The following is a 9,877-nucleotide window of genomic DNA, read 5'->3' as shown; positions in this document are numbered from 1 at the left end:
CGCAATATTGTGCGCCGGCCGGCGTCGATGTGCCGATCCAAAGTCCGGCCACAACGGTCAGCGCTGCAACCGGCAAGAATGCCCTGAACGACATGATCTCCTCCCAAGCCCGGCCACGCCGCCGCAGCCTCACCCAACGTAACATGTTGCGAGTAAAATTGAAGCGAAGCTGTGGCAAACTGTCCAGGGCTAGGAGGCAACACCGCGCCGGTAGAGAACGCGCCGATCAGTCCGCCGCCTTCATCCAGTGCTGCATCGTGGTCACCGAACGGGCAAGCTGTGGCGCCGGGTGGATTGTCTCGCTGAATGTCGCCGCCGCACGCCATCCCCAGCGCGGATCGGCAAGGAAGGCGCGCGCCAGTGCCACCATGTCGGCGCGGCCCTCAGTGAGGATCGCTTCGGCCTGCTTCGGGTCGTCGATCAGGCCGACCGCACGGGTCGGAATATCCGCACCCTTGCGCACGGCTTCCGCCAGATGCACCTGGTAGCCGGGACCGGTGGGCAATTTCTGCAACGGTGAATTGCCGCCGCTCGAGCAGCAGAGATAGGCGACACCCACGGCCTTGAGTGCTTTCGCGACTTCGATCGCGTCCTCGACGTCGAAGCCGCCATCGACCCAATCCTTCACCGACAGCCGCGCGCCGAGCATCAGCCTTGGCGTTGCCTTCCGCACCGCCTTGGCGATCTCGACGACAAGACGCATGCGGTTTTCCAGCGAGCCGCCCCAGCGGTCAGTGCGCTGGTTGGACAAGGGCGACAGGAACTGGAAGATCAGATAGCCGTGCGCGGCATGCAGTTCGAGGAAATCGAAGCCAGCGCGCTCGGCACGCCTCGCCGCATCAGTGAAGCGTTCGATGAGCTGCAGGATCTCCTCGTCCTCCAGCGCGTGCGGCACGTTCCAGCCGGTATCGTAGGCGATGGCCGAGGCCGACACGGTCTGCCAGGGATCCTCGTTTGGCTGCAGCGGACCGCCGCCCTCCCACGGCTTGCGGTTCGAGGCCTTGCGGCCGGCATGGGCAAGCTGAGAGCCGAATTTCGTACCGGGTGCGGCGACGCGTCTTGCCGCATCCAGCGTCCGGCGGGCGGCGGCCTCATTGTCTTCGGAATAGAGGCCGAGGCAGCCATGCGTGATGCGCCCGCGCCGCTCGACATCGGTCATCTCGACCGTGACCATGCCGGCGCCGGACATGGCGAGGTTCATCCAGTGATAGAGGTGCCAGTCGCTGGCCGAGCCGTCTTCGGCCGAATACTGGCACATCGGCGCGACCGCGATGCGATTGGGGAAGGTGAGGCCGTCGAGAGTGATCGGCTGGAAAAGCGATGCTGTCATGAAATGGGGCTCCGGGAGGGGTAAGCCGCTATCTAGGCAATGGATCGGAAGCGCGCCAGACACGAGACGGTGAAACGCCTTTTTGAACCGATTGTCTACATTGCGCAAATGCCGGTTCGCGGCTACGCCTCGGCCGGGTAGCATGGAGACCGTGATGGAAGATCGCATTCGCATCCGTTCGGAAGAGATACTCTCCGACGACTGGGCCGTCCTGAAGAAGACCGTCCTCGACTACCGCCGGCGTGACGGCGAGTGGGAGACGCAGGTACGCCAGACCTATGATCGCGGCGACGGCGCTGTGATCCTGCCTTACGATCCTTCGCGTTCGACCGTGCTTCTGGTGCGCCAGTTCCGCTATCCCGCCTACGTCACCGGCCATCGCGAGCCGCTGATCGAGGCCTGTGCCGGGCTGCTCGACGAGAACGATCCAGAGACCGCCATCCGCAAGGAAGCCGAGGAAGAACTCGGCTACCGGCTGCAGAACGTCGAGCGGCTTTTTTCGCCCTATATGAGCCCGGGCAGCGTCACCGAACGGCTCTGGTTCTTCGTCGCCCGCTATTCGCCCGCCGACCGCATCTCGGCCGGCGGCGGCGCGCCGGAAGAGGGCGAGGACATCGAGGTGTTGGAAATGCCGCTCGACGAGGCGCTGGCCGGCATCTCCGACGGTCGCATCATCGATGCCAAGACGATTATTCTGATCCAGCATCTGAAGCTGAACCCGATCCCTGCTTGACCCTCTGCGGCTATCCGGCGCCTTGCCGGCATCGGAGCGCTGGAAAATGGGTGCCATCAAAGCAGGTCATGGATGGCCGCGAGGGCGCTTCTCGAGGGCAGGACAGACGAAGCGCTGTCGGCTTTGCGTTTTGGGAACCATTTTAGTGCTAGCTAATTGAATCGTGGTTTTGCGAGTCAAGCATGCGTTTGAAGTCCATCAACCGTTCACTGCTGGATTTACGGAAAGAATAACACCATGCCCCCCATTGATCCGCCAATGGAGCGACGCTCTCACGCTCGTGGGATTGTCCTGAAGGATGCGACGATCATCACGGACGATGCGAAGATCGGTTGCTCCGTTAGAAATCAACACGCTCATGGTGCGGAATTGCGGGTGGACCCCGGCGTCACAATTCCAGACCGTTTCGTCCTTCTAGTGCCTGAAGATGACGCCAGCTATCGAGCTGTGGTGCGGTGGCGAAGGCGTGAGCGCCTTGGCATTCAAATATACTGAGTTGGGAGGTCGCGTGCCTATTCGGAGAAAAGCAACGGAAGCAGGGATTTTTGATCCATCCGAACTGGCCTTGTTGGGGCGCGTTTTTGAGCAACTTAAGCTCAACAGCCAATCGACTGAAGCGCGCAGCGCGCTCGCGTCTCGGATCATCGCAAACTACATGGCCGGCGTAACTGACGAGCTAGAGCTGGTTTCGCTTTCCAGGCAACCCTTGGGCCGCTAGAGCAATTCCAGGAAAAGTGTGAAACGGTTCTCCGTGCGGAATTGCGTTAAAACAAAGAGCTCTTGGTCGGCAGGACTTCAGTCTTAATTGAGACGTGGCTAATATAGATATACGCTGGTCGGTGCGGGGCAAGATCCCAAACCAAGCCCACCCGCAACGGCCCGGCACGACCCCAACGTCCCCCGACTGCGAGCGTGCCGGGCCGTTTGTTATGCGGCGCGCAGCCGTCTGGCGCGTGTTCCTTCGGTTCGGCTCGTTTGCCAATGATTTTGATTTAGAGCAATGCAGCTTCGGGTTGTCGACCGTAGAAAATTGGCTGCAACCGTAGGGACTTGGACATGACTTTTCATGCAACGACCAGTCGCACTGTGCTCGGCACAGTCGTCTCCATTCCAGCAATAGGAGCCGCTGCAGTGGAAAGGGCTTCTGCTGCAAACTTGAACGAAAGGCCGATCCTGGCAAGCTTTCGGCGTTGGGTGGCGCTCAGGGAATCGATCTCCTTTGACATTTCCGACAATGATCTGGTTCGCGTGTATGCTGACATGTCCAGCATCGTGGAAACCATGCTCGCAACCCCGGCCACAACCACCTATGAGTTCGCGGCGCAGTTCATGGTCGTTTGTAGCGGCGAGGAGATCGAATATCGGCGAGCCGGCCGCGAGCTCTATGCTCACGCGCAAACCCTTGTCGGTATGGCGTCACTGTGAGCAGGACACCGGCGCTGCCCCTTCAGTTCATGGTTCGTGTCGCGACGCCTGACATTTGATGGCTGCGCTGGGAACGCCGTCGTTTCCGGGCTGGTTCAAGCCGAATCTTGCACAAATCACAGCAGTGGTGCGGACGACGGGAATCGAACCCGTACGATCAGAGATCGAGGGATTTTAAGTCTGATTTTCTGTGGTGTGGGCGACGGGGGTCGAACCCGTAAGTCCTTGAAAGGACGAGGGGTTTTAAGCCCCTTGCGTCTACCAGTTTCGCCACGCCCACGGCACAGTGGCACACGTTTGGCACAGCTTTGGCACACTGTCACGCACGTCTTAGTCGGCGGCCCCGTAGGCGACAAGCAGCCGCACTTGGTCGGCCTCCTGTTTGTCCAGAACCATGCGGTGGCTCCTGCCGTTCGAGTGGCCGCGAAACTGCCAAACCGTCTGCCAGTTGTCGTCCGAGAAGTAGACGCGACCGTCCAGCATCTCGACCTTCTTCCGCTCAGGCTTGGGCGTGGGCTTCCTCATGCTGCCTCTAGAGCCTTTGCGGCAACGTCGAGGTTCTCAGGGATCAGGTGGGAGTATCGTAGTGTCATCTGGATGCTCTTGTGACCCATCCACAGCTTGATGCGCTGCAGATCGACGCCACCCAGGGCGAGCCGGGTTGCGCAGGTATGACGCAGCATGTGCGGGACAAAGTTCGGATCATCCTCGGCCTCGAAGTGCGCCCGGAGACGTTCCCAGTGGCCACGGAAGGTGTCCCTCGGGTACTCGGCGAACGGCATGTCGGCGTTGGTGGTCTTGCAGATTTCGTCCCATGCCACCTTGGCCGTGGCCGTCAGGATGATGCGCCGCGTGGTGCCGTTCTTGGTCTCGCGGAACGTCACGAAGCCGCCATGCACGTCCTTGCGGGAGAGCTTGTAAGCCTCGCCCACTCGGCAACCGGTGTGCAGCAGGAAGCGCGTCAGGGCGCTCGCCTCGACCAGCCCGGCGTGTTTGAAGAACAGGTCGGCCTTGTGTTCGTCGGCCTTCGTCCACACGCGGTCGCGGGCGTTGCCTTCCTTCGGGCGCTTCCACGTCGGCATGATGGTGATCAGGTCCATGAACAGCGCTCGCTTGAGGACCTTCGACAGAACGGCGAGCTTGCGGTTGATGGTGCCGCCAGCCTTCCCGTCGTTCATCATCTTGGTGATCATGCGGTCGCACATGTGCTTGTCGATGGACGTGAGGGCCGTGTCAGCCGGGATGTAGCGGTACAGGACCCGCAGGTTCGTGTGGATGGCGAACTGGGCTTTGTTCTCACCCCATATCCGGTTGAACTGCTCGTTCACGAAGGGACCAAAGGTGGTCGTGGTGGTCGGCGCGAAGCCGCTGGCGATTGCCCGCTCGTAGGCCTCGGCCTCCGCCTGGGTGGCGAAGGTTGGTCGCTTTCGGACGCCGTCGATGAGGACGTCAGCTTGCCATCGTTTACCCCGTTGCCTTGCCACTTGCCTTCACTCCTCTGATCAGTTCGTTGATGAACGCCGTGCCCTTGTTCGTGAGCGCCAGCGACCGCTTGCGGCGATCCTGCGGGTCGAAGTCGATGGTGATGTACTCAAGCCCACCCCGCATGTCCTTGTGGCCTTCGCCCCAGTAGTAGACATTCCGCGACGAGGTGCCCGACTGCATCCCGACGTTCTTCTCGATGTCCTGCACAGATATTGCGTCGCCCTTTGATCGGGCCGCTGCGATCTCCAGCAGCGTGAGGACGGTCGACACCTGCATCTTGGTGTCATGCTGCGCGAACTTGCGCAGGCCGCTGATCACGGCCATCAAGGCTCCGTAATCAGACATATCGAGGAGTTCGGTCATCGTGGTTTTCCCTGTTGGTTAGCCGCACCTCTTCTCTAACAGAGAGGTTGCGTTATCGTCAACTTCTGCGCGAGTGCAGACGATTGGAGTGACGTCAAAATCATCGGCGTCGGCTGCGAGGCCGTCCTTGATCATCTGGTGCCCGATCAGACACGCATCCCAGTGATCCTTTGAGGCGGCGAGCATTTCGCATACGGGGTTGCCGCCGTCTTTCGTGAAGATAATCCGCATTTTAACTAAAGTTCCTCGTTCCCAGTTGCCGATAGGTCGCGCAGGTCACCCCTTGCACCCCCGTATAAGGATGCCTGCGCTACCGTCGGTGTAATTTTCAGAAACATTCAGTGAACGCAACTGACGGAATGTCGCATTGACTACGCTGCGAGGCTGTACTCGGCGTAACGCTGACCCGTGTGGTCGACCTTCATCTTCCGCTCGATCTTGTGACCGGCCTCTTTCAGGTCGACGATGCGGCGGGATAGGGAGCGAACCTTGAGGACATTCGCGGCCTGCACCCCGGTGATCCGGCCAGACGCCTGCAGCATCTTGAGGACGTCGCGGGCCTGAGGGGTCAAAGGCTTGGTTTTCACGGGTTCGTGACCAGCCGCAGGCTCGGCCAGGGCGAAGCTCTCCGGGTAGTAGCCGCCGTTGTTCTGCGACCATGCCTTGATCGGGTCCGTCCAGATCACGTCGAGGTACGAGGCACCATACTGGCTGTGGTATCCCTTGGGGCCGACGATGGCCGTGGCACCCGGCAGGGCGTTCATCTGTCCCTCATGGGCCAGCAGGATTAGCTTTGTGCCAGCGGTCAAAGTGCGAGCGAGGGCGACGGTGAGAGCGGTCTTTGTCATGAAATTAACTTTCCTTGCTTGAATGTTGTGGACAGGTGATTTGGGTTGCGGATCAGTCCCGAGGGGCCGGTGAGATTTCCCTGCGGATCAGCGTCAGGGCGTTGTCGAGGCCGTAGTAGGCGCTCTTGATGGTGCGCTCGGCGTCCTTCGGGTCATTGACCTTCTCGATGGCCGAGGCTGCGGCGACGATGGTGTCGGTCAGCAGCGTGATGATCTTCTGCGTGTGCATGTTTCAGTCCCTCCCATTGAGCCAGCGGTCGAGCCAGCCTTGCTTCTCGGTGTCGGTACAGGTGTTCACGGCAGAACCTCTCGATAGGTTGTGGTTGGGCGGCGTCCCTTGATCCAAGGGGGCGTGATCTTCCAGAATGTGCGACCGTTCGCGGTGATCAGGTCTACCCGCTCGGCCTCTTGCGCTTGCGCCGGAAGGTCGCCACGGCGGCGCATCCATAGAGGACGGCGAAAGCTGCGAGGGTGATAAGCGCGGCGGTGTCGCGGCTGATCAGATGGCTCATGCATCGCACCTCCAAGCGTCGATCCTGACGGGCTTGTTGCGGACGACGACCTTGCGGCGTCCGGCGAAGATTTGAGCGACCAGCAGGCAGGCCTTGCGGGTCCGGTGGAAGCCCATGAGGGTCTTGCCGCCGTCCTTATGCTCGTTGTGCAGCAGCCAAGTGTCGCCGCTGGTGGTGCGTTCGGCCAGCTTCTGGCAGACGTATGTGATGTTCATATCTTGACCCTCTCCAGCCACTGACAGCCGCGCTGGTTGCGGATGCTCCTAAGGATGCCGGTGTCCTTGCCAGCCATGTGCCGCCCCTTGTAGGCGTAGGACAGCCACGCGGCTTGGAGGTACTGCCGCCACTCGCGGCCATACTCGGCCTTGAAGGCCAGAAGCGCCTCGCGCTCCTCGTCGGTGATGGGTGTGTCGCTCATGGTGTCCTCAGGAGTAGGAGGGCGGGAACGACGCAGACGAACGTCCACGTCAGCAGTCCGATTGCGATCCACGGCATCACGCGGCCTCGCGGTACAGGAAGGGAGCCGCAGGGAGCTTACCCCACTGGTCGGCCATGGCGTTGGCGATGCCGTCGAAGAACTTCGAGCGCTCGGCCCACCGGGCGGGACCCGGCGAGACGGAATGCACCCGCTGCTCAGGCTTGGCGTCCGAAGGGAGCCCCAAGGCGTCACGGCATTCGTCCCATGTCCGATAGGTCGGCACGAGCGGGTCGAGACCACGCATCCAGAGGCATGTGCGCTTGCTCTCAGGCTCGCCGTACTGCCACGGCTGGACCGACTGAGCGAACGGGGCGTAGTTGCGGATGCGGTCCTTGGCGTGTTGGTGCATCACAGGGTTCTCGATGCAGACGCGCTCGATGGGCGAGTTCCAGAAGGCCGAGAACAGTTCCGCACCCTCGTCGAGCTTGCGCCACATGAAGGCCAGGCGCTCGTCGCGGCTCATGGTCTTGTAGGCAGCGATCTCGACCGCGCTGTAATGCTCGGCGGTGAGCTTGCCGGGCGGCTCAGAGAGCCACCGGACCCCTGAGTTGCACAGTCGAGTGCAAGGCGGATGAGCGACCATGAGGAGGTCCCAGCCATCGTTCAGGAAGTCGCGGGCATCGCCGATCAGGTGCTTGTTCGAGCGATCAGCAGACGGCAGGAGGTCACAGGACCACGCGTCGTGACCACGGGCGGCGAAGGCGCGGCGAACGGTGCCCGAGTATTCGCAGGCGACGAGGACCCGCAGCGGCTTGTCGGTTTGGGTATAGGTCATTTCGAGGCTCCCGCGAGGAGTTGCTTACGGGCGGCAGCGTCCAGCCCATACGGGTCGGGTTTGAAGTCGAGGTCGAGGACTTCCAGCGCCTCATCCAAGGCATCGTGCGGGTCGCTCATGATCCGGTGATGCATGAGGTACTGAGCCAGCTTGACCAGCACGGTGACGGTGTGAAGCGACTTGGCGACAGGCTTGCCGGTCATTTGGGTTCCCTCAGGGTCTTGATGAAAAACACGGCGCAGAACGTGATCAGGCCTGACCACAGGACGACGGCGACTAGGCTCTCGACGACGGGCGGGCTCACAGCCACAGCCTCACGAGTTCAGCCACGATGCCCCTTGCGAGGAGCCCGACGATCAGGTCGGAAAAGCACAGGATGTAGACCATCCCGGCCAGCATGGCGGCGGCAGTCCATTCGAGGGCGCTCATTAGAGGAACCTCACGAAGCGGCCACGCTCGGTGATCTTGACGCGGTAAAGCGTTCAACGCCGCGAGGAAGGGAGGCAAGTCCACCTTCTCGTTTGGCGGGAAAAGCTACAACACCAAGGTCGCCGCGACGACCCCGAAGAAGGCCCCGCGCCTACTCCGCGTCCCGACAGCGGTAAGACCGCATCGACCTCCAAGGCCAAGGCTCCCGCCAAGACCGCCACCAGCGCCTATCCAGCCAACATGAGTTCCCGCAAGTCGGTTAGCAATGACACGGCTCGGGCCAACATGGCCAAGCGTCCAGCCTCTACGAGGTCGATGCGGACGGTAAGGCCGTCATGCACGAAGAACCGTACACCAACTGGCGCGGCGACAAGGTGACCCGGCAGAACTACGTCACGATCCCCTCGGAGTCGTGGGCGTTCCGCGTCGTCGTCAAAAGCTTGACGCCGAACCGCAAGGGCAACTCGTTCAGCGACCCGAACGACGTCGTCGTCATCGCCGAGCAGGCCTTCGGCAGCAAATGAGCCCCGAGGACATCGTCCGCGAGGCCGAGGCCGAGCTTGCTCAGGAGGCCTTCCGAGAGGCCGTGGCCGAGGCCAAGACCCGCATCCTATCCCGCAGAGCGCAGCCGTGGTGGCAGCGCCTGATCCCCTTCACCGCGCCGATGAACTGGGAATACATGCGCGATATGCATGAGTACCGGGGGCATCACCTACCGCAGCTTCCGGTCCACCTCATGGGCCGCAAGATCGAGGTCATGCACACCATGGGCAACCACTGGGACAACTTCCGTCCCATCGACGCCCAGCCGCAGTTCATGCCCAACCGGGAACGCAGGAGCCTTGAGGACTTCGTCCACTTCGCCCCGGCCCATACCCGCACCCAGCAACTGATCATCCCCGAGGACAGCGTCGAGGAACTCATGGCCCGCATCCTCAAGATGCAGCAAGGGCCGCGCATCGAGCGCATCCGTGAGGAAGTCCGAGAGGGCGAGCGTGTCTCGTTCCAGCCTCGCCAGAACTTCCACGCTCAGATCATCAGCCTCGCTGCATGAGGACACTGACCCGAGGCACTCACACTGCCTCAGGGAAAACCGCACTGATCCGCAAGGGTCCAAGCGGCACGACCTGGGCGCAGTTCGACGACATCCGCCACCCTCACGCCTACCGCTGGCACCTCTATTTCCGGCGAGACTTCAAGGTCCACGACCTACGGACCACCGAGCCTTGGCAAGTCATCTGACGCCAAAAATCCATCCAAATCAATGCACTATCGGAGATATTTCATGTTCAATTCCGTTTCCAAGATCACCAAAGCCCTCAACAAGATGGTCGACAAGCTCCACGCTCACGCCATCAAGCAGGAAGCCAAGACCGAGCGCCTCGCCGTCGACATCGAGATTTCGACCGCCGCCCATGAGCGCAAGGTTGCCGCCGCCATCGCGGCCCACGAGGCCCACCTGACGAGGCTCGCAACCAAGCGCCTCGACGCATTTGGCG

The 9,877-nt window shown here is 61.6% G+C and carries 19 protein-coding genes and 1 tRNA gene; 7 read left to right on the top strand and 13 right to left on the bottom strand.

Features of this window, described 5'->3' with window-relative positions; all coding sequences use genetic code 11:
- Nucleotides 1–226 precede the first annotated feature (226 nt).
- The gene (locus tag EN935_RS10955; RefSeq protein ID WP_127263047.1) at nucleotides 227–1,330 is read right to left on the bottom strand and encodes an NADH:flavin oxidoreductase/NADH oxidase; all 1,104 of its coding nucleotides are present in this window, start codon (nucleotides 1,328–1,330) and stop codon (nucleotides 227–229) included.
- Between the two features lie 154 nt (nucleotides 1,331–1,484).
- Between EN935_RS10955 and EN935_RS10950 the strand changes: the two genes are divergently transcribed.
- The 4 genes from EN935_RS10950 to EN935_RS10935 all read left to right on the top strand — a co-directional run bounded on the left by EN935_RS10950 (nucleotide 1,485) and on the right by EN935_RS10935 (nucleotide 3,488).
- Nucleotides 1,485–2,063 (top strand): NUDIX domain-containing protein, encoded by a 579-nt coding sequence (locus EN935_RS10950; protein WP_126069266.1) that lies wholly within the window; start codon nucleotides 1,485–1,487, stop codon nucleotides 2,061–2,063.
- Between the two features lie 237 nt (nucleotides 2,064–2,300).
- Nucleotides 2,301–2,558: a PilZ domain-containing protein gene (locus tag EN935_RS41965; RefSeq protein ID WP_109671738.1), complete on the top strand. Its 258-nt coding sequence runs from the start codon at nucleotides 2,301–2,303 to the stop codon at nucleotides 2,556–2,558.
- Nucleotides 2,559–2,571: 13 nt separating this feature from the next.
- The gene (locus EN935_RS10940) at nucleotides 2,572–2,781 is read left to right on the top strand and encodes a hypothetical protein (protein WP_109671774.1); all 210 of its coding nucleotides are present in this window, start codon (nucleotides 2,572–2,574) and stop codon (nucleotides 2,779–2,781) included.
- 338 nt (nucleotides 2,782–3,119) lie between these two features.
- Nucleotides 3,120–3,488 (top strand): hypothetical protein, encoded by a 369-nt coding sequence (locus tag EN935_RS10935; RefSeq protein ID WP_127263048.1) that lies wholly within the window; start codon nucleotides 3,120–3,122, stop codon nucleotides 3,486–3,488.
- Between the two features lie 191 nt (nucleotides 3,489–3,679).
- On the opposite strand, the gene EN935_RS10930 is transcribed toward EN935_RS10935, so the two are convergent.
- The 12 genes from EN935_RS10930 to EN935_RS42770 form a co-directional block, all read right to left on the bottom strand.
- A tRNA-Leu gene (locus EN935_RS10930) sits at nucleotides 3,680–3,768 on the bottom strand.
- Nucleotides 3,769–3,818: 50 nt separating this feature from the next.
- On the bottom strand, nucleotides 3,819–4,013 hold the full coding sequence (locus EN935_RS10925) for a hypothetical protein (RefSeq protein WP_127263049.1): 195 nt from the start codon (nucleotides 4,011–4,013) through the stop codon (nucleotides 3,819–3,821).
- The gene (locus EN935_RS10920) at nucleotides 4,010–4,972 is read right to left on the bottom strand and encodes a site-specific integrase (RefSeq protein WP_127263050.1); all 963 of its coding nucleotides are present in this window, start codon (nucleotides 4,970–4,972) and stop codon (nucleotides 4,010–4,012) included. Before EN935_RS10920 ends, EN935_RS10925 begins: the two co-directional genes overlap by 4 nt.
- Nucleotides 4,953–5,336, bottom strand: a complete 384-nt coding sequence (locus EN935_RS10915; protein ID WP_127263051.1) for a hypothetical protein — start codon at nucleotides 5,334–5,336, stop codon at nucleotides 4,953–4,955. Before EN935_RS10915 ends, EN935_RS10920 begins: the two co-directional genes overlap by 20 nt.
- A gap of 18 nt (nucleotides 5,337–5,354) precedes the next feature.
- The gene (locus tag EN935_RS10910; protein ID WP_127263052.1) at nucleotides 5,355–5,567 is read right to left on the bottom strand and encodes a hypothetical protein; all 213 of its coding nucleotides are present in this window, start codon (nucleotides 5,565–5,567) and stop codon (nucleotides 5,355–5,357) included.
- A 140-nt stretch (nucleotides 5,568–5,707) separates the two neighbouring features.
- Nucleotides 5,708–6,184 (bottom strand): helix-turn-helix domain-containing protein, encoded by a 477-nt coding sequence (locus EN935_RS10905; protein WP_127263053.1) that lies wholly within the window; start codon nucleotides 6,182–6,184, stop codon nucleotides 5,708–5,710.
- Between the two features lie 52 nt (nucleotides 6,185–6,236).
- Nucleotides 6,237–6,413 carry a hypothetical protein gene (locus tag EN935_RS40750; protein ID WP_164757593.1) on the bottom strand — a complete coding sequence of 59 codons (177 nt, stop codon included), beginning with the start codon at nucleotides 6,411–6,413 and terminating at the stop codon, nucleotides 6,237–6,239.
- A 279-nt stretch (nucleotides 6,414–6,692) separates the two neighbouring features.
- Nucleotides 6,693–6,911: a hypothetical protein gene (locus EN935_RS10900; protein WP_127263054.1), complete on the bottom strand. Its 219-nt coding sequence runs from the start codon at nucleotides 6,909–6,911 to the stop codon at nucleotides 6,693–6,695.
- Nucleotides 6,908–7,114 (bottom strand): hypothetical protein, encoded by a 207-nt coding sequence (locus EN935_RS10895; protein WP_127263055.1) that lies wholly within the window; start codon nucleotides 7,112–7,114, stop codon nucleotides 6,908–6,910. The genes EN935_RS10900 and EN935_RS10895 overlap by 4 nt, the downstream gene beginning before the upstream one ends.
- Nucleotides 7,115–7,190: 76 nt before the next feature.
- Complete coding sequence (locus EN935_RS10890) at nucleotides 7,191–7,949, bottom strand: hypothetical protein (protein ID WP_164757594.1); 759 nt, start codon at nucleotides 7,947–7,949, stop codon at nucleotides 7,191–7,193.
- Nucleotides 7,946–8,152, bottom strand: coding sequence for a hypothetical protein (locus EN935_RS10885; RefSeq protein ID WP_127263056.1), 207 nt, complete (start codon nucleotides 8,150–8,152; stop codon nucleotides 7,946–7,948). The genes EN935_RS10890 and EN935_RS10885 overlap by 4 nt, the downstream gene beginning before the upstream one ends.
- A 97-nt stretch (nucleotides 8,153–8,249) precedes the next feature.
- On the bottom strand, nucleotides 8,250–8,378 hold the full coding sequence (locus EN935_RS42770; protein ID WP_281040330.1) for a hypothetical protein: 129 nt from the start codon (nucleotides 8,376–8,378) through the stop codon (nucleotides 8,250–8,252).
- 335 nt (nucleotides 8,379–8,713) lie between these two features.
- On the opposite strand from EN935_RS42770, the gene EN935_RS10880 reads away from it, so the two are divergent.
- The 3 genes from EN935_RS10880 to EN935_RS10870 form a co-directional block, all read left to right on the top strand.
- Nucleotides 8,714–8,902 (top strand): hypothetical protein, encoded by a 189-nt coding sequence (locus EN935_RS10880; RefSeq protein WP_127263057.1) that lies wholly within the window; start codon nucleotides 8,714–8,716, stop codon nucleotides 8,900–8,902.
- On the top strand, nucleotides 8,899–9,432 hold the full coding sequence (locus tag EN935_RS10875) for a hypothetical protein (RefSeq protein WP_127263058.1): 534 nt from the start codon (nucleotides 8,899–8,901) through the stop codon (nucleotides 9,430–9,432). The genes EN935_RS10880 and EN935_RS10875 overlap by 4 nt, the downstream gene beginning before the upstream one ends.
- Before the next feature lie 231 nt (nucleotides 9,433–9,663).
- A partial coding sequence (locus tag EN935_RS10870; RefSeq protein WP_164771079.1) for a hypothetical protein occupies nucleotides 9,664–9,877 on the top strand: 214 nt, incomplete at its 3' end.

It is taken from the genome of Mesorhizobium sp. M7D.F.Ca.US.004.03.1.1 (assembly GCF_003998635.1).
GTDB classification, from domain to species: Bacteria; Pseudomonadota; Alphaproteobacteria; order Rhizobiales; family Rhizobiaceae; genus Mesorhizobium; species Mesorhizobium loti.
Note: the sequence above shows the minus strand (reverse complement) of the source record. Positions and strands in the feature narration are given on the sequence as shown.

What these genes read in the sequence shown, in the direction of transcription:
- EN935_RS10955 (WP_127263047.1), bottom strand. Translation starts at nt 1,330, where the DNA reads ATGACAGCATCGCTTTTCCAGCCGATCACTCTCGACGGCCTCACCTTC.
- EN935_RS10950 (WP_126069266.1), top strand. Translation starts at nt 1,485, where the DNA reads ATGGAAGATCGCATTCGCATCCGTTCGGAAGAGATACTCTCCGACGAC.
- EN935_RS41965 (WP_109671738.1), top strand. Translation starts at nt 2,301, where the DNA reads ATGCCCCCCATTGATCCGCCAATGGAGCGACGCTCTCACGCTCGTGGG.
- EN935_RS10935 (WP_127263048.1), top strand. Translation starts at nt 3,120, where the DNA reads ATGACTTTTCATGCAACGACCAGTCGCACTGTGCTCGGCACAGTCGTC.
- EN935_RS10925 (WP_127263049.1), bottom strand. Translation starts at nt 4,013, where the DNA reads ATGAGGAAGCCCACGCCCAAGCCTGAGCGGAAGAAGGTCGAGATGCTG.
- EN935_RS10915 (WP_127263051.1), bottom strand. Translation starts at nt 5,336, where the DNA reads ATGACCGAACTCCTCGATATGTCTGATTACGGAGCCTTGATGGCCGTG.
- EN935_RS10910 (WP_127263052.1), bottom strand. Translation starts at nt 5,567, where the DNA reads ATGCGGATTATCTTCACGAAAGACGGCGGCAACCCCGTATGCGAAATG.
- EN935_RS10905 (WP_127263053.1), bottom strand. Translation starts at nt 6,184, where the DNA reads ATGACAAAGACCGCTCTCACCGTCGCCCTCGCTCGCACTTTGACCGCT.
- EN935_RS40750 (WP_164757593.1), bottom strand. Translation starts at nt 6,413, where the DNA reads ATGCACACGCAGAAGATCATCACGCTGCTGACCGACACCATCGTCGCC.
- EN935_RS10900 (WP_127263054.1), bottom strand. Translation starts at nt 6,911, where the DNA reads ATGAACATCACATACGTCTGCCAGAAGCTGGCCGAACGCACCACCAGC.
- EN935_RS10895 (WP_127263055.1), bottom strand. Translation starts at nt 7,114, where the DNA reads ATGAGCGACACACCCATCACCGACGAGGAGCGCGAGGCGCTTCTGGCC.
- EN935_RS10890 (WP_164757594.1), bottom strand. Translation starts at nt 7,949, where the DNA reads ATGACCTATACCCAAACCGACAAGCCGCTGCGGGTCCTCGTCGCCTGC.
- EN935_RS10885 (WP_127263056.1), bottom strand. Translation starts at nt 8,152, where the DNA reads ATGACCGGCAAGCCTGTCGCCAAGTCGCTTCACACCGTCACCGTGCTG.
- EN935_RS42770 (WP_281040330.1), bottom strand. Translation starts at nt 8,378, where the DNA reads ATGAGCGCCCTCGAATGGACTGCCGCCGCCATGCTGGCCGGGATGGTC.
- EN935_RS10880 (WP_127263057.1), top strand. Translation starts at nt 8,714, where the DNA reads ATGCACGAAGAACCGTACACCAACTGGCGCGGCGACAAGGTGACCCGG.
- EN935_RS10875 (WP_127263058.1), top strand. Translation starts at nt 8,899, where the DNA reads ATGAGCCCCGAGGACATCGTCCGCGAGGCCGAGGCCGAGCTTGCTCAG.